This is a genomic window from Enterobacter sp. E1 (genome assembly GCF_016809815.1).
Taxonomy (GTDB): domain Bacteria; phylum Pseudomonadota; class Gammaproteobacteria; order Enterobacterales; family Enterobacteriaceae; genus Enterobacter; species Enterobacter adelaidei.
In genome coordinates, this window is the sequence record NZ_JAFBJM010000003.1 from 39,048 (window position 1) to 56,962 (window position 17,915).

General features: G+C 54.7%; 23 protein-coding genes. 19 read left to right on the forward strand and 4 right to left on the reverse strand.

Annotated features, from left to right (window positions below; translation table 11 throughout):
* The 3 genes from lsrB to lsrG are packed head-to-tail and all read left to right on the forward strand — an operon-like array spanning nucleotide 1 to nucleotide 2,191.
* Nucleotides 1-1,002 (forward strand): autoinducer 2 ABC transporter substrate-binding protein LsrB, encoded by a 1,002-nt coding sequence (lsrB, locus tag JGF26_RS09180; RefSeq protein WP_028017117.1) that lies wholly within the window; start codon nucleotides 1-3, stop codon nucleotides 1,000-1,002.
* Nucleotides 1,003-1,013: 11 nt separating this feature from the next.
* A complete protein-coding gene (gene lsrF, locus JGF26_RS09185; RefSeq protein ID WP_134708014.1) occupies nucleotides 1,014-1,901 on the forward strand; it encodes a 3-hydroxy-5-phosphonooxypentane-2,4-dione thiolase in 888 nt (295 codons plus the stop codon).
* Nucleotides 1,898-2,191 (forward strand): (4S)-4-hydroxy-5-phosphonooxypentane-2,3-dione isomerase, encoded by a 294-nt coding sequence (lsrG, locus tag JGF26_RS09190; RefSeq protein WP_114978786.1) that lies wholly within the window; start codon nucleotides 1,898-1,900, stop codon nucleotides 2,189-2,191. The genes lsrF and lsrG overlap by 4 nt, the downstream gene beginning before the upstream one ends.
* Before the next feature lie 36 nt (nucleotides 2,192-2,227).
* Here the strand turns inward: lsrG and ygjG are convergent, their stop codons facing one another.
* Nucleotides 2,228-3,607 (reverse strand): putrescine aminotransferase, encoded by a 1,380-nt coding sequence (gene ygjG, locus JGF26_RS09195; RefSeq protein WP_167587185.1) that lies wholly within the window; start codon nucleotides 3,605-3,607, stop codon nucleotides 2,228-2,230.
* A gap of 435 nt (nucleotides 3,608-4,042) precedes the next feature.
* Between ygjG and JGF26_RS09200 the strand changes: the two genes are divergently transcribed.
* Together JGF26_RS09200 and JGF26_RS09205 are read left to right on the forward strand one after the other, a co-directional pair.
* Entirely contained in the window at nucleotides 4,043-5,563 is a 1,521-nt protein-coding gene (locus tag JGF26_RS09200) for a PAS domain-containing methyl-accepting chemotaxis protein (RefSeq protein ID WP_134708013.1), read from the forward strand.
* Between the two features lie 336 nt (nucleotides 5,564-5,899).
* A complete protein-coding gene (locus tag JGF26_RS09205) occupies nucleotides 5,900-7,459 on the forward strand; it encodes a methyl-accepting chemotaxis protein (RefSeq protein WP_134708012.1) in 1,560 nt (519 codons plus the stop codon).
* On the opposite strand, the gene JGF26_RS09210 is transcribed toward JGF26_RS09205, so the two are convergent.
* On the reverse strand, nucleotides 7,456-7,950 hold the full coding sequence (locus tag JGF26_RS09210; RefSeq protein WP_049007650.1) for a PadR family transcriptional regulator: 495 nt from the start codon (nucleotides 7,948-7,950) through the stop codon (nucleotides 7,456-7,458). The two genes, JGF26_RS09205 and JGF26_RS09210, sit on opposite strands and share 4 nt — an antisense overlap.
* Nucleotides 7,951-8,096: 146 nt before the next feature.
* Between JGF26_RS09210 and JGF26_RS09215 the strand changes: the two genes are divergently transcribed.
* Nucleotides 8,097-8,861 (forward strand): siderophore-interacting protein, encoded by a 765-nt coding sequence (locus JGF26_RS09215; RefSeq protein WP_134708011.1) that lies wholly within the window; start codon nucleotides 8,097-8,099, stop codon nucleotides 8,859-8,861.
* Here the strand turns inward: JGF26_RS09215 and JGF26_RS09220 are convergent, their stop codons facing one another.
* Nucleotides 8,862-10,031: a DNA repair protein gene (locus JGF26_RS09220; RefSeq protein ID WP_134708010.1), complete on the reverse strand. Its 1,170-nt coding sequence runs from the start codon at nucleotides 10,029-10,031 to the stop codon at nucleotides 8,862-8,864.
* Between the two features lie 432 nt (nucleotides 10,032-10,463).
* Here JGF26_RS09220 and JGF26_RS09225 point away from each other — a divergent pair, with 432 nt between their 5' ends.
* Both JGF26_RS09225 and JGF26_RS09230 read left to right on the forward strand, forming a co-directional pair.
* Nucleotides 10,464-10,967: a hypothetical protein gene (locus JGF26_RS09225; RefSeq protein ID WP_029741396.1), complete on the forward strand. Its 504-nt coding sequence runs from the start codon at nucleotides 10,464-10,466 to the stop codon at nucleotides 10,965-10,967.
* Entirely contained in the window at nucleotides 10,964-11,311 is a 348-nt protein-coding gene (locus JGF26_RS09230; RefSeq protein ID WP_054830236.1) for a hypothetical protein, read from the forward strand. The genes JGF26_RS09225 and JGF26_RS09230 overlap by 4 nt, the downstream gene beginning before the upstream one ends.
* A 54-nt stretch (nucleotides 11,312-11,365) precedes the next feature.
* Here JGF26_RS09230 and JGF26_RS09235 read toward each other — a convergent pair whose 3' ends face one another.
* Nucleotides 11,366-11,941 (reverse strand): phage repressor protein CI, encoded by a 576-nt coding sequence (locus JGF26_RS09235; RefSeq protein ID WP_134708009.1) that lies wholly within the window; start codon nucleotides 11,939-11,941, stop codon nucleotides 11,366-11,368.
* Between the two features lie 227 nt (nucleotides 11,942-12,168).
* On the opposite strand from JGF26_RS09235, the gene JGF26_RS09240 reads away from it, so the two are divergent.
* The 11 genes from JGF26_RS09240 (at nucleotide 12,169) to JGF26_RS09285 (ending at nucleotide 17,839) form a co-directional block, all read left to right on the forward strand.
* On the forward strand, nucleotides 12,169-12,507 hold the full coding sequence (locus JGF26_RS09240) for a DUF5347 domain-containing protein (protein ID WP_134708008.1): 339 nt from the start codon (nucleotides 12,169-12,171) through the stop codon (nucleotides 12,505-12,507).
* A gap of 68 nt (nucleotides 12,508-12,575) precedes the next feature.
* A complete protein-coding gene (locus JGF26_RS09245; RefSeq protein WP_134708037.1) occupies nucleotides 12,576-12,803 on the forward strand; it encodes a DUF2732 family protein in 228 nt (75 codons plus the stop codon).
* Complete coding sequence (locus JGF26_RS09250; RefSeq protein WP_134708007.1) at nucleotides 12,803-13,024, forward strand: TraR/DksA family transcriptional regulator; 222 nt, start codon at nucleotides 12,803-12,805, stop codon at nucleotides 13,022-13,024. Before JGF26_RS09245 ends, JGF26_RS09250 begins: the two co-directional genes overlap by 1 nt.
* Before the next feature lies 1 nt (nucleotide 13,025).
* On the forward strand, nucleotides 13,026-15,215 hold the full coding sequence (locus tag JGF26_RS09255) for a replication endonuclease (RefSeq protein WP_134708006.1): 2,190 nt from the start codon (nucleotides 13,026-13,028) through the stop codon (nucleotides 15,213-15,215).
* 109 nt (nucleotides 15,216-15,324) lie between these two features.
* Nucleotides 15,325-15,765 carry a DinI-like family protein gene (locus tag JGF26_RS09260; RefSeq protein WP_114978765.1) on the forward strand — a complete coding sequence of 147 codons (441 nt, stop codon included), beginning with the start codon at nucleotides 15,325-15,327 and terminating at the stop codon, nucleotides 15,763-15,765.
* A 180-nt stretch (nucleotides 15,766-15,945) separates the two neighbouring features.
* Entirely contained in the window at nucleotides 15,946-16,149 is a 204-nt protein-coding gene (locus JGF26_RS09265) for a tail protein X (RefSeq protein WP_134708005.1), read from the forward strand.
* Complete coding sequence (locus tag JGF26_RS09270) at nucleotides 16,140-16,361, forward strand: HP1 family phage holin (RefSeq protein ID WP_029741404.1); 222 nt, start codon at nucleotides 16,140-16,142, stop codon at nucleotides 16,359-16,361. Before JGF26_RS09265 ends, JGF26_RS09270 begins: the two co-directional genes overlap by 10 nt.
* Nucleotides 16,345-16,854 (forward strand): lysozyme, encoded by a 510-nt coding sequence (locus JGF26_RS09275; protein WP_134708004.1) that lies wholly within the window; start codon nucleotides 16,345-16,347, stop codon nucleotides 16,852-16,854. The genes JGF26_RS09270 and JGF26_RS09275 overlap by 17 nt, the downstream gene beginning before the upstream one ends.
* Nucleotides 16,851-17,276: an Rz-like lysis system protein LysB gene (lysB, locus tag JGF26_RS09280; protein ID WP_134708003.1), complete on the forward strand. Its 426-nt coding sequence runs from the start codon at nucleotides 16,851-16,853 to the stop codon at nucleotides 17,274-17,276. The genes JGF26_RS09275 and lysB overlap by 4 nt, the downstream gene beginning before the upstream one ends.
* On the forward strand, nucleotides 17,164-17,409 hold the full coding sequence (gene lysC / locus JGF26_RS22370) for an Rz1-like lysis system protein LysC (protein ID WP_238934179.1): 246 nt from the start codon (nucleotides 17,164-17,166) through the stop codon (nucleotides 17,407-17,409). The genes lysB and lysC overlap by 113 nt, the downstream gene beginning before the upstream one ends.
* Complete coding sequence (locus JGF26_RS09285) at nucleotides 17,372-17,839, forward strand: phage tail protein (protein WP_134708002.1); 468 nt, start codon at nucleotides 17,372-17,374, stop codon at nucleotides 17,837-17,839. Before lysC ends, JGF26_RS09285 begins: the two co-directional genes overlap by 38 nt.
* Nucleotides 17,840-17,915 lie beyond the last annotated feature (76 nt).

Here is a 17,915-nt window from a genome sequence, read left to right on the forward strand (position 1 = left end):
ATGAAAACAAAACTGATAGTCCTGGCGATGGCCCTTAGCATCGCATCGGCGCAGGCGGCGGACCGCATTGCCTTTATCCCGAAACTGGTGGGCGTGGGTTTCTTCACCAGCGGCGGCAACGGTGCAAAAGAGGCGGGAAAAGATCTGGGTGTGGATGTCACCTACGATGGCCCGACCGAGCCAAGCGTCTCTGGCCAGGTGCAGCTCATCAATAACTTCGTTAACCAGGGATATAACGCGATTATCGTCTCTGCCGTGTCACCGGATGGCCTTTGTCCGGCGCTGAAGCGCGCGATGCAGCGCGGCGTAAAAGTCCTGACCTGGGACTCCGACACCAAACCGGAGTGCCGCAGCATTTACATCAACCAGGGAACGCCGGAACAGCTTGGTGGCCTGCTGGTGGAGATGGCATCGAAGCAAGTGACGAAACCGAATGCCAAAGTGGCGTTCTTCTACTCCAGCCCTACCGTCACCGACCAGAACCAGTGGGTGAAAGAGGCGAAAGCCAAAATCGAGAAAGATCATCCTCAGTGGCAGATCGTCACCACACAGTTTGGCTATAACGATGCCACCAAATCCCTGCAAACCGCAGAGGGGATCTTAAAAGCGTATCCGGATCTGGATGCGATCATCGCCCCGGATGCCAACGCGTTGCCTGCGGCAGCGCAGGCGGCGGAAAACCTCAAGCGGGAGGGGGTGGCGATCGTTGGTTTTAGTACGCCGAACGTGATGCGTCCGTACGTTGAGCGCGGCACGGTGAAAGCCTTCGGTCTGTGGGATGTCGTGCAGCAAGGCAAAATTGCGGTCAATGTCGCCGATCGTTTGCTGAAAAAAGGCGATCTTAACGTTGGCGACAGCGTGGACGTAAAAAATATCGGGGCGCTGAAGGTCGAGCCGAACAGCGTGCAGGGCTACCAGTATGAAGCGAAGGGCAACGGCATTGTGCTGTTGCCGGAGCGTGTGGTGTTCACCAAAGAGAACATCAATAAATATGATTTCTGACGGGGGAGCAAATGGCTGATTTAGACGACATCAAAGACGGTAAAGATTTTGGCATTGGCACGCCGCAGCAGAACGTGCCGTTCACCCTGAAAGGCTGCGGCTCGCTGGACTGGGGCATGCAGTCCAGGCTGGCACGCATTTTCAACCCGAAAAGCAACCGCACGGTGATGCTGGCCTTTGATCACGGCTATTTCCAGGGGCCGACTACCGGTCTTGAGCGTATCGATCTTTCGATTGCCCCGCTGTTTGGTGAAACCGACGTGCTGATGTGCACCCGCGGTATCTTGCGGAGCACCGTACCTGCCGCGACGAACAAACCGGTGGTGCTGCGCGCCTCCGGCGGTAACTCGATTCTGGGTGAGCTCTCCAACGAGTGCGTGGCGGTAGCGATGGAAGACGCGCTGCGCCTGAACGTCTGCGCGGTGGCGGCACAGGTGTACATCGGCAGCGAGTTCGAGCATCAGTCGATCAACAACATCATCAAGCTTGTCGATGCGGGGGCGCGCTACGGCATGCCGACGCTGGCAGTGACGGGCGTGGGCAAGGAGATGGCGCGCGACGCACGCTATTTCTCGCTGGCCAGCCGCATTGCCGCCGAAATGGGGGCGCAGTTCGTCAAAACCTATTATGTGGACGAAGGCTTTGAAAAAGTGACCGCCAGCTGCCCGGTGCCGATCGTCATCGCCGGGGGCAAAAAACTGCCGGAGCATGAGGCGCTGGAGATGTGCTGGCGGGCTATCGACCAGGGCGCATCCGGTGTGGATATGGGACGCAATATCTTCCAGTCCAGCGCGCCGCTGGCGATGCTGAAAGCGGTGAAGAAAGTGGTTCACGAGAATATGAGCGCGCGGGATGCGTTCCAATTCTGGCAGGAAGAGAAACAGGGAGAAACAAAATGAACGTGACGTTAGTGGAGATCAACATCAAGCCTGAACGGGTGGACGAGTTTCTGGAAGTATTTCGCGCCAACCACGAAGGGGCGATCCTGGAGCCGGGAAACCTGCGTTTTGACGTGTTGCAAGATCCAAGGGTGAAAACCCGGTTCTTTATCTACGAAGCCTATAAAGACGAAGAGGCGGTGCTGGCGCACAAGCAAACGCCGCATTATCTGGCGTGCGTGGATAAGCTCGAGGAGTTGATGTCAGAGCCGCGCAAAAAACGCAGTTTTGTGGGTTTGTTACCGGAGTAAAAACTTTCCCCCTCCAACGGGGAGGGGGAATTCAGATCACGCTTCTTCCACGCTCACCCGCAGCGCTGCCAGCGCTTTACGCGCCGCTTTCAGCACCTGCTCACACTGCTCAATGGTCAGCGTCAACGGTGGTTCAACACGGATGGTTTTCGAGTTGTTGAGCGTCCCGGCCACCAGTACCCGCTGGCGGAACATCTCGCTTGCGAAGCTATAACCGATTTCGTTATCAACAAACTCAATTGCCATCAGCATCCCTTTGCCGCGTGCGTCCTGAACCAGATCCGGGTATTCCCGTCCTAACTGGCGGAAGCCGTCCAGCAGCATGTCACCTTTCTGCTCCGCCTGAGCAGGCAGGTTTTGATCCAGCAGCACGTTGATGGTCGCCAGCGCCGCTGCACAGGCCAGCGGATTACCGCCAAAGGTTGTGGTGTGCAGGAAGGGGTTATCGAACAGCACAGAGAATACTTCCTCGGTAGCAACCGTCGCGCCAATCGGCATCACGCCGCCGCCGAGCGCTTTCGCAAGACACAGAATGTCCGGCTGAACGTTCTCGTGTTCGCAGGCAAACATCTTGCCGGTACGGCCCATCCCGGTCTGGACTTCATCGAGGATCAGTAGTGCGCCAAACTCATCGCACAGCTGACGCACGGCAGGCAGATAACCCTGCGGAGGGAGGATCACACCGCCTTCTCCCTGAATCGGCTCCAGGATCACCGCCGCCACGTCATCACCGGTTTTACGGCATTCGCTCAGCACGGTGCGCATAGCGTTAATGTCACCAAACGGCACGTGGCGGAAGCCCGGCAGCAGCGGCATAAACGGTTTACGGAAGGTGGATTTAGCGGTAGCAGACAGTGCACCCAAAGATTTACCGTGGAACGCGCCGCTGGTGGCGATAAAGGTGAATTTCCCGCGCGGCGACTGGTACGCTTTGGCGAGTTTAATCGCCGCTTCGACCGATTCCGTGCCGCTGTTGCTAAAGAAGCTGTACTTCAGTTTGCCGGGCGTTAAGGCCGCCAGCGTTTTCGCGAGCATGGCGCGAAGCGGGTCGAGCAGTTCCTGGCTATGGAGAGGTTGTTTCGCAAGTTGATTCTGTACGGCGGAAACCACAACTGGATTACGGTGCCCCACGTTGAAGATACCAAAACCACCAAGGCAATCGATAAACTCCTGTCCCTGGGTGTCGACAAGCGTGTTCAGACTCCCCGCTTGCCACTCTACGGCTCCGTAATCCCCGCCGGCGGTAACAGATTTGCGATACTCCAGAAAACCTGGATTGACGTGCTCTTTAAAGTAATCGATGACCTCTCGGTTAAGTTGTTTCATCTCCTCATGATCAAGCGTTCGCTTCTCAATGAGATTCAATGCGTGCGCGGTACAGGCAAGAGCCGAGGCGCTGGAAGGTAACCTGTTCAAAATGTGCTCCCGGGGATCGCGTATCACATGATACTGCGTTAAGTATTGCAGGGATTACGCCACTTCAGCTGACTTAACGAAAATCGGGATAAACGCCAGGTTAAAATTATGTTGCACAATATTTAATCATGCCGATACAACCGAAACGGGATTTCGCTATCCAGGGCAGCGAGCTTAAAAAGACGCGGGAAAAGGCAATCGCACCAAAGTGGGGCATTTGCTGCTACTTAAGTGGGCGTTAACACATCATGCTTTGCAGGTAATTTCTTTGCGAAAGTATTTGAAATCAATGAATTATAAAATCTCACAAAAAGTGCGGTTTAAGTGAAATCTGCGATCTCTATCAAGTTTAACAACTAAAGATAAATTGTTTACCGCCGAAAAAACATAAATCCACAAAATTAACATTCAAATAACCTGCAAGGGATGCTCACGATGTCTTCTCCAATCTATGTCAGCCAGAATGAATATCCTCTGGATGATGACACCACCTTAATGTCTACCACAGACATCCATAGCTACATTACACACGCTAACGACACGTTTGTGCAGGTGAGCGGTTATGAGCTCGACGCGCTGACGGGCCAGCCGCACAATATGGTGCGCCACCCGGATATGCCAAAGGCGGCATTTGCCGATATGTGGTACACCCTGCAACAGGGCGAGCCGTGGAGCGGGATTGTCAAAAACCGACGTAAAAACGGCGACCACTACTGGGTTCGTGCTAACGCAGTGCCGATGGTGCGTCACGGGCAGGTGACGGGCTATATGTCCATCCGCACCAGAGCCACGGAACAAGAGATTGCCACCGTGGAGCCTCTCTACCGGGCGCTGAATGACGGAAGCTGTAAGAAACGTATTCATAAAGGGCTGGTGGTACGTAAAGGCTGGTTGGGGAAACTCCCGGCAATGCCGCTGCGCTGGCGCGTTCGCAGCGTGATGGCGGCGCTTTTTGCTGTGCTCGCGGCCACGCTGGTCACGACTTCCGCAGGCTGGATACCGATCGCGGCGGCTGCGGTGGTGATGCTGCTGGGAACGCTGATGTTTGAGCAGCAGATTGTCCGTCCGGTAGAGAACGTGGCGCGCCAGGCGTTGAAAGTGGCGACCGGTGAGCGCAACAGCGTACAGCACCTGAACCGCAGCGACGAACTGGGGCTCACCTTGCGTGCGGTAGGACAACTGGGGCTGATGTGCCGCTGGTTAATCAATGACGTATCAAGCCAGGTGGTGAGCGTGCGCGATGGTAGCGACAAGCTTGCGCAGGGTAATGAAGATTTGAACGATCGCACGCGCCAGACCGTAGCGAATGTACAGCAGACCGTCGCGACAATGAACCAGATGGCGGCTTCTGTTCAGAGTAACTCTGAAACCGCCGCAGAAGTGGACAAACTTTCCGTGGCCGCAAGCAGTGCGGCAACGAAGGGGGGGAATGCGATGCAGACCGTGGTGAAAACCATGGATGATATCGCCGACAGCACGCAGCGCATTGGTTCGATTACCTCCTTGATTAATGACATCGCTTTCCAGACCAATATTCTGGCGCTCAACGCGGCGGTTGAAGCAGCAAGGGCGGGTGAACAGGGCAAAGGTTTTGCCGTGGTCGCGGGCGAAGTTCGCCATCTCGCCAGCCGCAGCGCCAGTGCGGCTAATGATATTCGTAAGCTTATTGATGCCAGCGCCAGCAAGGTGCAGTCCGGCTCTGAACAGGTTCACGCCGCAGGCCGTACAATGGATGACATCGTTGAGCAGGTGAAAAACGTGACCCAGCTTATTGCCCAGATTAGCCACGCGACCTCCGAGCAGGCAACTGGATTGTCTGAGTTAACCCGTGCCGTGGCAGAGCTGGACAGCATCACGCAGAAAAACGCCGACCTGGTCGAGGAGAGCGCACACATTTCCGCCATGGTGAAACACCGCGCCGGACGTCTTAAGGATGCGGTGACGGTTCTCCATTGAGTGGGTCATGTTCCAGAAAAGCCGTTTATTCCCTACGGGGTAAACGGCTTTATTATTTGAGGTTGTAATTATTGATGTGTTTTATTGTTAATTTAATATTAAATAACTAAAAAAATTACCTCAGTTATTTATTCCTGCCTAAGCCAATTTTCCACGATGCTATTTTGAAAAAGCCGCATTCGATGGTTGAGTAACGATCGATAGGGCAATATTAATAGTCTCCACCTATCCATTGTGATGGTTATGAAATAAAAAAACGATCAAAGTCATAAAGTTAGAGAATTCGTTACCGATAACAGCGATCGTCTGAGAAATAATCACATCGATGGAGAAAATATGTTCTTAAATGACGTAAAGATCGGCACGAAATTATTTCTGGCATTTGGGCTATTAATTGTCCTGATGGTGGTGAGTGCGAGTTTGTCCTTGCTGAGTCTGAACCGGGCCAATAACGGGATGCAATCTATCATTACCAGTGACTATCCTACGACGGTAAAAGCGAACCAGTTAATCGACAACTTCCAGGAATTTATTGGCACTCAGCAGCTCATGTTGCTGGATGAACAGGGGACCTATACGGCGCAATCGCAACAGCATCTGAAGGAGATCAGTGGGAAAATCACCGTGATCCTGGGGGAACTGAACAACGCGCTGCATGATGCAAAATCACAGCAGGCACTGGCGGATATCCGCGGTGTGCGTCAGCAGTATCTGGACTCGCGTTACCGTATTTTACAGGCAGTGCAGAATAACGATCGCGCGGGTGCTATCAGGGAGATGATGACCACGACCCTTAACCTGCAGCAGGAGTACAAAGCGAAGGTGCAGGCGCTGATTGCCATTCAGAACAACGAAATGCAGTACGCAGGTGCGCAGGTTGAGGGGGATTTCAGAACCAACCGCCTGCTGCTGATCCTGATTACCCTTTTCAGCGTGGCGGCAGGCAGCCTGATTGGCTGGTTTATCGTACGCTCGATTACCCGTCCTCTGGGCCAGGCCGTGAATTTTGCTGAAGCCATCGCCGAGGGTGACCTGACCGGCAGCATCACGCCGCACGGCAAAGACGAAACGGGTCAACTGCTGCATGCGCTGATGGAGATGAAAACACGCCTGATGGACATTGTGCAGCAGGTGCAAACCGGCTCAGAGAATATCTCCAGCGCTGCCGCGCAGATTGTGGCCGGTAACCAGGATCTGGCCGCGCGCACGGAAGAGCAGGCAAGCTCTGTTGAACAGACCGCCGCTTCCATGGAGCAGATCACCGCTACGGTGAAAAACACCGCGTCGCATACCGGTGAGGCGACCACCCTCTCAGCAGATGCCGCCACGGTGGTTAAAAACAACGGTGAGATGATGAAGCAGGTGACCAGCAAAATGCGCCTGATTAACGAGACCTCGAACCGGATGTCCGACATTATCGACCTGATCGACGCCATTGCTTTCCAGACCAACATCCTGGCGTTGAACGCGGCAGTGGAAGCGGCACGTGCGGGTGAGCATGGCCGTGGCTTTGCGGTTGTGGCGGGCGAGGTGCGTCAGCTTGCTCAGAAAAGCGCATCGTCTGCCAGTGAAATTCGCGAGCTGATTGAGAGCTCCACCAGCCAGACCCAGGACGGGATGAACCTGGTCGAAAAAGCGAGTGGGCTGATCAACGGGATGGTCGGCAACGTGGAAGAGATGGACGTTATTCTGCGTGAGATCCGCCAGGCCAGCCATGAGCAGACGGAGGGGATCTCGCAGATTAATAGTGCGATTGGCCTGATTGATGCCACCACCCAGCAAAACTCTGCGCTGGTGGAGGAGTCTGTCGCGGCGGCGGCATCCCTTAACGAACAGGCGATGCACCTGAAAGAGCTGGTACGCATCTTCCGCGTGAGCGAGCGCGCACCGGCTTAATCCAGCTGGGAGATCTCCAGCGCTGCGCGGTCGATTACGCCGATGATCTGCTTAAGCTGCGCATCGCTGAGCTCTCCCTGATTGACCTTCAGATCTAATACCGCTTTGAAGTTATCTAGCGCCCGCTTCATCTGCGGGTTTTTTCGCAACTGGAAACCGACGGAACGCGCTTTGATACGTGCCTGTATGTGCGTCAGCTGTTCCTGATTTTCATCCAGCCACTGCTGACCCGCCACGGTAATCGTAATGCTCTTACGGCCGTTTTCTTCTTCCTTAATGAGGATAAAGGCCTGATCCTGTAGATAATCCAGAGTCGGGTAGATTACGCCCGGGCTTGGGGTGTAATTCCCCTGAGTCATGTTTTCGATCTCTTTGATCAGCTCGTAGCCGTGGCTCGCATTACGCGTCAGGATATCCAGAATCACCAGACGCAGATCGCCGTGGCCAAAAAAGCGCGGTCGACGTCCGCCGCCATCGTGTTCGTGTCGCATACTGTGCCCTTCATTTTGATATATCTAAACTATATCTAAGATATATTCAGATGCAATCTAAAAGATCTTGCATTCTTGCTGATTAGCAATCATTATCATTTAAAATTGATTTAGATATATCGTATTCACCTGAGAAGGGTCTAAAAATGACATCTACCCGTTACCCACAGCGTGTTCGTAATGACCTGCGTTTTCGCGAGCTGACGGTGCTCCGTGCTGAGCGCGTTAGCGCGGGTTTCCAGCGCATTGTTTTAGGCGGCGAGGCGCTGGAGGGCTTTAGCTCCCGTGGCTTTGATGACCACACCAAAGTCTTTTTCCCGGCTCCAGGGACGACGTTTGTGCCTCCGGTAGTCACCGATGACGGCATCGACTGGGGTGACGGCGTACGTCCTCAGGCGCGCGACTATACGCCGCTGTATGACGCGGTAAATCATGAGCTGGTGCTCGATTTCTTCGTTCATGATGGCGGTATTGCCAGCCACTGGGCGGTCGAGGCGAAGGCGGGTGATAAGCTGACGATCGGCGGTCCACGCGGTTCGCTGGTGGTACCGGAAGATTATGCCTGGCAGCTGTATGTCTGCGATGAGTCCGGCATGCCCGCACTGCGCCGCCGTTTAGAAGGCATCGCAAAACTGCCTGTTCGCCCGGACGTTCATGCAGTGGTGACGGTTGGGGATGAATCTTATAAGGATTATCTGGCACACCTGAGCACGTTCGACATCACCTGGATTGTTGGCCATAGCGAGCAGGCGGTGGCGGACCATCTGGCGACGCTAACCGTTCCGGCGGAAGATTACTTTATCTGGCTGACCGGTGAAGGGAAGGTGGTCAAAAGCCTGAGCCGCCAGTTTGAAACCGAAACGATTGATCCGCAGCTGGTGCGTGCCAGCGCTTACTGGCACGCCAAATAATCAGGCTGCGGAATCCAGTTGCGCTTCGCTCACCTGATGTTCGAGCGAGGCGCGAACTTCGTGCAACGCTTTCTCCTGCTGAGCGAAGTAGGCTTCCATATTGCTCAGCGACGACACCAGAAGCCAGGATTCCTCTTTCTCCAGCTCCGCCAGCTCGTTCACTAAAATGTCGATTTGCTCGCGGACCTGCGCCATTTTTTTGCGGATACGTTCCAGATCGTTCAGCCTGTCGCTGGCCATCAGCGGCTCGAAGCCTTGCTGCAGGCGCGCCACCAGAGAGCGTATGGCTTTGACGTCGCCACGCTGTTTGGCCTGGTTGAGCTGCACCATCATCGCGTTGGCTTCTTCTTTCAGGTCGTCGGCCACCAGATCCGGGTGGCAAAGCTTGCTCGCCTGGCGCCATAGGCGCTTCAGTTCGTTCTGATCCTCTTCCGAGAGATCCTTGCCTTTACGCAGACGCACTTCGGCATCGTGGTGCTGCTCGCGATATTTCTCGTACTCTTCGTTGGCTTCGTCGCGCGCCTGACGCGCGGGCTCTTCTTCGCGCGTTAAGCCGCTTTCAAGCTCCAGCGCTTCGGCCAGCAGGTTGGCAATCAGGTTACTTTGCTGCTGCAAATGTTTGCGCGCTTCAGCGGCTTGCACGGAATCGGCAGGCAGATCGCGCCAGCGCTGGGTAAGGGTTGCCAGCACCTCCACTGCCTGCGCCATATATTGCTGGCAGCGACGGTAATCTTCCTCACGACGACGGGCTTCCGCCTGCTGACGACGCAGGTTCAGCTCCGCCAGCGTTTTGCGCAGGGCGAGGATCTGCTGCATCAGCGGGCCGAGGCGGGAGAAGTAGAGATCGTTGAACTCATCCAGCTGCTGCACCCGCGCATTGCGGCGATCTATCAGATCGCGCAGACGCTCTTCCAGCGCCTTCAGCTCCATCTTGCTGGCCGCCACCTGTGGATCGCGCCACTGGGTGATAGCGCGTTGGCTCTGTAGCCAGGCGGTAATGGCCGCCATGGCCGCGGTGTAGTTCTTCTGCTCAAGCGCCACGACGATTGCCTGTAGCTCATCGTCAAACGCTTCATTTTTCAGGCGTGTCAGCTGGCTCTGGATGATGTCGTCATCTTCCAGTTCAATGGCATTTTTAATGATTTCTAGCCGTTTGATCGGTGTGCTCATGATGCCTTTCGCTTTGGCGCTTAAGTATTTGAGTTAAGGTTAGTTGTTGTAAAAGCTACAGGAAATAATACACACGGATGATGATCGGCGCGATGGGGGATTTCTTTAGTTTTTAGGGTTTGTGAGTAAAGAGACGGGATGGTTTGCGTTCCCCGTTCCCGCTCTGCCAATGCTTCCACGCTTCGCCATGGGGTTTGCAGCGCTTTCCGTGCCTGAGGAGCATCATATAGCAATGGGTATTTCATTGTACAAATCGTATTCGTGAATTCCTCAAAATCCAACGTCACGCTCATTTTTATTACACTAAACCTAAATTTATTTTTTTTAGTTGACCTTTATATCTATGAGTGATTTGTTAATAACATTCCGGGATGTTAATGCCCCGGCATTGTCTCCCGGGAAATAAGCAATGGTATATATAAAGGTAACGGTATGCGATTTTTAAAATATATAATTATTCCAGCAATAGTGAGTCTTTCTGGCTGTAGCACTTTCTTTCCTGAGCCGAAAATGTACACGCCTCCTCCGAATAGCGAGGATGTGGCTAAGATTCGCCTCATTGGCCCGCCGATGAGTTATGGCATCTATCAGTATGATAAAACAGGTAAAGAAACTGGTGGGTGGGTACTTAAGCACAATCGCTATCTGAACCCTTTCCTTGGGTCGACAAAAGATATTGGTCTCCCTAAAGTGACGGGCAAGAAATATGATAAAGACTATTTTGAAACGCTGATTGTGCCTGACGAAAAAACGACTGTTCAGCACGCTTTATACCAAGGATGTAATGTATCGCTCACCTTCACGCCTGAAAAGAAAAAGATTTACGAAGGTCATATTAGCTATAGCGATAAAACGGGATATTGCGTGCTTTATATGAAAGAGGTTGCGCTGGATACCGTCAATGGTATTTATATTGAAAAGGATTTTGTACAGTGAGAACCATGAATGTCTTAGGCGTGGCGTTAGTCTGTCTCCTGAGCACCTCTTGTGCATCAAACTACGATGGAACTAAGGCAACAAGCCTGGCGCAGTATTCTGAAAAAGAGATAAAGCAGAAGCTGATCCCAGAGGTCACGACCCGCAAAGATGTACTGATTGCTTTTGGCGTGCCTGCCAATACGGCTGACTACAATAATACGCGCCACTGGGAATATACGTCGCAGATCCTCGACCGTCGTATCTATCTCATCATTCCACTTAATCTGGACCGCAAGCAGCAGCTGTCCGTTGATTTTTCTGACAAAGGAATTTTGACTTCATACAACTACATCGAAAAATAACGTTTAAAATCAGTCAAAAGGCTGGCGAGCGTCGTCAGCCTGAATCTTGCAGCCTCAGCTAACCTCGCTGTAAATCCCCACCACGCGACCCACCGTTTTGATCTCGTTGATACTGCATTCAAACGGAACCTTACCACCCGCCACGTGGAGCTTTTTACCCGGCAGCAGCGTTAAGTCGCGGATGCTGGCGCTACCTTCAATCTCAACCAGCCACAGACCGTCGGTTAACGACGCCTCTTTTTCGATAAAGTGCAGCTTTCCGTCCGCCCGGACGGCGATGCCGCGCACAAGCGGTTTGCTAAAAACAGCAGAGTCGATACTCAAAATAGTATTTTCTTCCAGTCTTCCGTCACTAAGGATGAACGAGGAAACCGAAACGGGATCGCCCGGTGTGGGGTTTCCTTCAAACTGTGCACCTTGTCCGGTCATTAGCCAGCGAAGGCTGGCACCGGTGTCCAGCGCGCATTGAACCGCAAAGTCGTAAGAGATGGTACCGCGCGCGTAGCGGTTCTGAAGCGAGCTGGCGGCGATATTAAAGTGCCGGGCCAGCTGGATTTTCTGCGTGAAACCATATACCTGACAGATTCTATCGAGTAACTCTTCATTATTCACTTGAGAATCTAAGATCAAAATATATTCCTTTGGGTGTTTACTAATACTCATTTGGGTATTAATATCATTGAAAATTCGGGCAATCAGCGGCAGACGTTGGCAAACAGAGGCTAATGATTGCAGACAGTATCAAAATGGGAATCATGCAGCATGGCTTCTGAAATCGCAATCCTCAAACGGCGGAAAAAGCCGTGCTGTGCCCGTTATCAGCGCATTAGCGTGCGTGAATTTACGCGAGGGGAGATATGGCGATAGAAGCTGCCCGTGCAAGGGTTCCACTTAGCGTGGGGGCTCGTCTTAGCGGGCTTAACCACGTTGCTGAACTGCGCGCCCGATACGGGAGCGATAGCGGGAAAGAGCTGGCGCGGTTTATGGCCGAGCTGCGCGATAAGCGCGATCCCTGTTTTGATGAGAACTGCAGGGCGCTGGCCGCCATCTTTTTCCTGGCGAGATTGCCCGTTGCCCGTCATGAGTGCGATATCAGCGAGCTGACGACCGAAGAGAAAAGGGCGCTGATTACCGCCATGAACCATTTTCGTGCTGTTGTGAGTTTATTTCCTGAACGGCTGACCATGCCGATGTAACCCAACCAAAAAACTAATGGCGTAAACCCGCCGGGCACTCTATTGCCTGAAATTAAGGAGAACGCATGATGCGAAACAGTGAAAACCGCCCTTATCCGACCGGAAGTGAAGAACTGAAACGTCTGCTTGCGAAAGCAAAAACAGAAGAACGATGCGCGCGAGCCCTCGCGGTCTCCCTGCGCCTTGAAGCGCTGGCGAGCCATATCTACAAAACCGGCATGAGCGGAGAAGACGTTGCCGAACTGCTGTACCACGAGGCGGCCCGCTACGAGCGTGAATCACAGGAGCTGCACTAATGGCCGATTTTATCGATCTTGCGCAGGCGCGCGAGCAGGAAGACAGAGAGCGGTACATCACCCACGCCCGCAGACGCCCCGCATCGCCTTCGCGTTTCCTCTGCGAGGACTGCGAGGCCCCGATACCTGAGGCGCGCCGAATAGCGGTGCCTGGGGTAGCCCTGTGCGTGACCTGCCAGGAGATCGCGGAGATGAAAAATAAACACGTCCGGGGAGGATAAGTTGGCTACGTCATTTGCTTATCCGTGGAATGCCCCACGGTCGGCCATTGCCAGCCCTTATCTCACCCACGCCCAACAGCATCGCCGCGATCGCCTTTTCGCGGCGCTGCAGCAGGCAAGAATTGCCCTCTCACAGCAGCCCGACTGCGTACGCTTCGAAATCTGGCGCACGGTTGACGCCCTCGAACAGCATCGGGGCAGCCCGCAGGCCAACTCCTTTTTGATCCGCTTCTGCAAAAGGATGTTACCCCGCCTGCGGCGGGTCTCTGAACGCTATGCCTGCGCAGGCCTGCACGACGAGCTCTCCAGGGCCGTGTTTGACGGCCATTTCGACACTCAGCTTTTGCAATACCTCGCCTCGCGGATGGTCGAACTGGTTGCCCGCTATAACCGCCTTCCGGATATGTCCCGCGCGGACATCGACCTGCTGGCCGCAGATATCGCCAGCTTTATTCGCGGCGAGCTGGCGAATATTAACGATGCTGAGATGGGCGAATACCAGACGCTGTACGTCTGGTATCAGCGCGCCGGGCTGATCGCCCGGCAGTTCAACGTGTCGCCTCCGCAATGGGAGCGGGTGTCGAAGACGTTTTTCGACAAAGATGACGTTGCCGCGGCGGTGATCCGCATGTTCTCCGAGGCGTGGTGGCGCGGGCGCCTGCGTCGGGTCGCGGCTGCCTGGCGCGAGCATTTGCAGATTGCCCTCGGCAACGTCAGCAAACGGAGAGCGGCGTATGCGAGCAAACGCTGCGTGACCGAGTGGCGCGAGCAGAAGCGCCGCACCCGCGAATTTCTCAAGGGCATGGAGCTGGAAGATGAAGAGGGCAACCGCATCAGCCTGATTGAAAAATACGATAGCTCGGTGGCCAACCCGGCGATTCGTCGCTGTGAACTGATGACCCGCATTCGCGGGTTTGAAAATATCTGCGAGACGCAGGGCTATGTTGGTGAGTTCTATACCTTAACCGCCCCCGCGCAGTATCACGCGACGCTGAAATCGGGCTATCCCAATGCGAAGTGGAACGGAGCCAATCCGGCGGATACGCAAGGCTACCTGACCCGTCTCTGGGCACGTATCCGCGCAAAGCTGCACCGTGAGGGGAGCCGTATTTTCGGTATCCGCGTTGCGGAACCCCATCACGACGGTACTCCCCACTGGCACATGCTGATGTTTATGCTGCCTAAAGATGTTGAATACGTTCGCCGGATTATCGGGGATTACGCGCGGCAGGAGGATGCCGATGAGTTGCAGAGCGAAAGCGCCAGACAGGCTCGCTTTCATGCGGACGCGATCGATCCGCAGAAAGGCAGTGCTACCGGCTATATTGCCAAATACATCTCAAAGAATATCGACGGCTATGCGCTCGATGGCGAGACCGATAACGAAAGCGGCGAGCTGCTGAAAGAGACGGCGTCTGCCGTGTCGGCCTGGGCAGGGCGTTGGCATATTCGCCAGTTTCAGTTCATCGGCGGCGCGCCGGTAACGGTCTACCGCGAGCTGCGACGTCTGGCGGATCCCGAGGCCGCACGCGGTCTGAGCGTTGAGTTTACCGCCGTCCATGAGGCTGCCGACGCCGGAGACTGGGCGGGTTACGTCACTGCGCAGGGCGGGCCGTTTGTGCGTCGCGATGATTTACAGGTGCGCACGCTGTATGAGCCGGGGGCCGGGTTTAACCAGTACGGGGAGGAAACGGTTCGCATCCGCGGTGTGTACGATTCCGCGGTTGGCGCGGGCAGCCCAATTTTAACCCGACTCACACAGTGGAAAATTGTGCCGAAGCGGGCCGCGGATCTTAAGGACGTGCCTGGTTCCTCTCGGAGTTCTGTCAATAACTGTACGCAGACCGATCTTTCTCAACCCCTCAGCCGACGTGCGAGACGCGCGTTAACCGAACGCATCAAATTCATACGCCCTGGTGCATCGTCGCCCATTGTCTTCGCGAGCGATCCGCAGAACGGGGTCCCGGAGAGGGTGATTGATGAGGTTCGGCTTGCCACCGGAATAGCCATCAGTCGTGGGGAGGCCCTGCATCTTATGGCGGGTGGTGTTAGCCGCTTTAACGACAAATGGTGCAGAGGCGCAGCTGACGGATCGCTATTTCCGGCACCGTGCTCTTACCAGCAAAAGGCGCGGAAAATACTTGAACGTATTGGTTATTTAACGGATCTCTTCGCTCAGAGAGCCCGCTAATATCCATCCATATCATGTACATACCGTGAAGGGTTCTGATTTTTCGCTTCACTCTTTTTATGAATACGTGCTACTGTATGTTTATACAGTATCTCGTGGTGGAGGTTGTGTGGACAGAGAGTTGAACGAGCAGGTCATGATTGAACGAGTCGAGATGATTGCGCGACTGACGACAGAAGGATCGTGTCAGGAAAGAGATCGTGAGATTGCCCTGAATTTGATTGCTGAGATTGCGCGGGGAAATTTAATCAAGAACAACGCGTTTACCGTTGTTTTCTCAGCATCGCCTGTTCCGGAACGCATTAAAAAAGAGGGTAACGTTCGGGTGAACATTACCCTCGATAAAGATCAGCAGATTGACCATGCCGTCGTCGAGGCCTTCCAGTGCGAACTGACCCGCAGAATTCGGACCCTGTTTCCGTCATCCCGGGTGAACGTAAAAATAGGATCGGTGACGGGGGTCGAACTCCAGGGGCTTGAAAGAGAGGCCGATCGCGAGGCGCTGGATACTATTCTTCGGGAAGTCTGGGAAGATGAGAGCTGGCGCTAGCCACGGCTCATTACCCTAACCCACATCCCTCATTCAGATTTTGCGCTTCCGTTGAACCACGCTTCGCTGCTTGCGGACGGTTTGTTGTGTCCGCGATTACCCATCCCTCAGCGATAGCGAAAAGACCGCCGGACCGGGAAACTCTACAGTACCTGGAAAACCGGATGTTGGGAGCGTCTGATGAAAATCTATGCAATGCAGGGGGACACGCTTGATGCCATTTGCGCTCGCTTTTATGGACGCACGGCTGGCGTCGTTGAAGCCGTTCTGAAGGCCAATTCTGGCCTCGCGGAGTTAGGCGTTATCTTGCCTCACGGCACGCCGGTAGAGATGCCGGAGGTGAATAGCGCCCCCACAAAAGAATCCGTAAACCTATGGGACTGAGTCTGGAGAAAATCACCACGTTTATCGCCTACTGGCTGGCCGTGGCGCTGGCCTGGTTCGGGGCGATGTCTCCTGAAAAAGTCGCGCTGTATGTGGGGAGTCTTTGCGCCATTTTTACCGCGCTGACGAATTACTGGTTTAAGCGTAAAACCTGGCGCTATCTCCAGTCTCTGGGTCTTGATAAGAAGAGCATTCGTGAACTCAATCATTAAGCGTTGCAGCGTCGCCGGCGTGCTGGCCCTGGCGGTGCTGATGCCTGACTTTCGGCTACTGAAAACGTCCCCGGAGGGGTTAGCGTTGATTGCCGATCTCGAAGGATGTCGCCTCTCGCCCTACCGGTGTAGTGCCGGCGTATGGACGTCAGGCATTGGCCACACGGCAAACGTTGTGCCGACACGGGACATTACCGAACGTGAGGCAGCGGTAAACCTGGTCGCTGATGTGCTCAATGTTGAGCGGCGGCTGGCGGCGTGTGCGCCGGTGGAGATGCCGCCCCGGGTCTATGACGCGCTGGTGAGCTTTACCTTTAATGTCGGCACGGGCGCTGCCTGCCGTTCGACCCTGGTGTCGTTTATTAAGCGTAAACAGTGGTCGCAGGCATGCGGCGAGCTTACCCGCTGGGTGTACATCAACGGCGTGAAAAATGCCGGTCTGGAAAACCGCCGTGCTCGTGAGAAAGCCTGGTGCATGAAGGGGCTGCAGTGAGGACCCTCGTGCTGATACTGGCCGGGCTGCTGGCTATCACACTGTGGCTTCGTCATGACAACCTGAACCTGTCCCGTTCCTTAGCCACGGCTAACCGGGTCGCCAGCGAGCAAAAAGCTGCCCTTGCCACGCTTAACCAGCAGTTGTCCCTGTCGCAAGGGATTGCCAGAGCGAATGAAAACGCTCAGGTCAGGCTTCGTGAGGAGCTTGTCAGTGCGGGTGAGGAGAGGGCAAGACGGGAAGCGACTATCGGGAGATTACTCAATGAAAATGAAGCGTTACGCCGCTGGTATACCGCTCAGCTGCCTGATGCTGTCCGCAGGCTGCACACCCGCACCGCCTGCGCCTCAGCAGCCCATTGTTTACAACGCCTGCCCGAAGGTGAGCCGCTGTCCGATGCCGGGAAGCGAGCCCGCCACTAACGGAGATCTCAGCGCCGATATTCGCAGGCTTGAGTATGCCCTTATCGCCTGCGCGCTGCAGGTGGAAACCATTAAAGACTGTCAGGATAAACTCGATGCACAAACTCAAGAGCCTGCGTCAGGCATTAATTGACGCGATCCCCCAACTGAATGCCAACCCGGAGCGCCTGCAAATGTCGGTCGGCAGCGGCAATATAGACGCCCGCCTTGCCTCCTCGCTCTCCTTTGAAAAGCGATATACGCTGAACGTGAAGGTCAGCGGTTTCGCTGGTGACAGCGAGGGTTTTTTCGTCCCGGTGCTGGCCTGGCTGAGGGAAAACCAGCCGGACATTTTTACCCTCGATGACGGACGCAAAAACGGATACACCTTCGCGATCGTCTTAAACGATGACGGTACGATGGATATCAGCATCAGCGTGCAGGTAACCGAGCGCATTCTCGTTTCTCAGGAACAGGGCGCTCTGCACGCGACCTATTCCCCCGAACCGCCGCTGCCGGAGCCCGTCACGCGTCCGAAAGAGTTGTATATTAACGGCGAGCTGGTCAGCCGGTGGGAGGACTAACTTCTCCACACTGAAGGCCGCCAGCCGCCTGCTGTCTGGACCGCTTGTTGTATCATCCCGCAGAAAACCCCGTCTC

Coding starts and splice junctions, on each gene's coding strand:
- JGF26_RS09215 (WP_134708011.1), top strand. CDS start 8,097: ATGACATCTACCCGTTACCCACAGCGTGTTCGTAATGACCTGCGTTTT.
- JGF26_RS09285 (WP_134708002.1), top strand. CDS start 17,372: ATGCACAAACTCAAGAGCCTGCGTCAGGCATTAATTGACGCGATCCCC.
- JGF26_RS09265 (WP_134708005.1), top strand. CDS start 15,946: ATGAAAATCTATGCAATGCAGGGGGACACGCTTGATGCCATTTGCGCT.
- lsrB (WP_028017117.1), top strand. CDS start 1: ATGAAAACAAAACTGATAGTCCTGGCGATGGCCCTTAGCATCGCATCG.
- JGF26_RS09245 (WP_134708037.1), top strand. CDS start 12,576: ATGCGAAACAGTGAAAACCGCCCTTATCCGACCGGAAGTGAAGAACTG.
- JGF26_RS09250 (WP_134708007.1), top strand. CDS start 12,803: ATGGCCGATTTTATCGATCTTGCGCAGGCGCGCGAGCAGGAAGACAGA.
- JGF26_RS09220 (WP_134708010.1), bottom strand. CDS start 10,031: ATGAGCACACCGATCAAACGGCTAGAAATCATTAAAAATGCCATTGAA.
- lysC (WP_238934179.1), top strand. CDS start 17,164: ATGCTGTCCGCAGGCTGCACACCCGCACCGCCTGCGCCTCAGCAGCCC.
- lsrF (WP_134708014.1), top strand. CDS start 1,014: ATGGCTGATTTAGACGACATCAAAGACGGTAAAGATTTTGGCATTGGC.
- lsrG (WP_114978786.1), top strand. CDS start 1,898: ATGAACGTGACGTTAGTGGAGATCAACATCAAGCCTGAACGGGTGGAC.
- JGF26_RS09225 (WP_029741396.1), top strand. CDS start 10,464: ATGCGATTTTTAAAATATATAATTATTCCAGCAATAGTGAGTCTTTCT.
- JGF26_RS09240 (WP_134708008.1), top strand. CDS start 12,169: ATGGCGATAGAAGCTGCCCGTGCAAGGGTTCCACTTAGCGTGGGGGCT.
- JGF26_RS09205 (WP_134708012.1), top strand. CDS start 5,900: ATGTTCTTAAATGACGTAAAGATCGGCACGAAATTATTTCTGGCATTT.
- JGF26_RS09210 (WP_049007650.1), bottom strand. CDS start 7,950: ATGCGACACGAACACGATGGCGGCGGACGTCGACCGCGCTTTTTTGGC.
- JGF26_RS09270 (WP_029741404.1), top strand. CDS start 16,140: ATGGGACTGAGTCTGGAGAAAATCACCACGTTTATCGCCTACTGGCTG.
- JGF26_RS09200 (WP_134708013.1), top strand. CDS start 4,043: ATGTCTTCTCCAATCTATGTCAGCCAGAATGAATATCCTCTGGATGAT.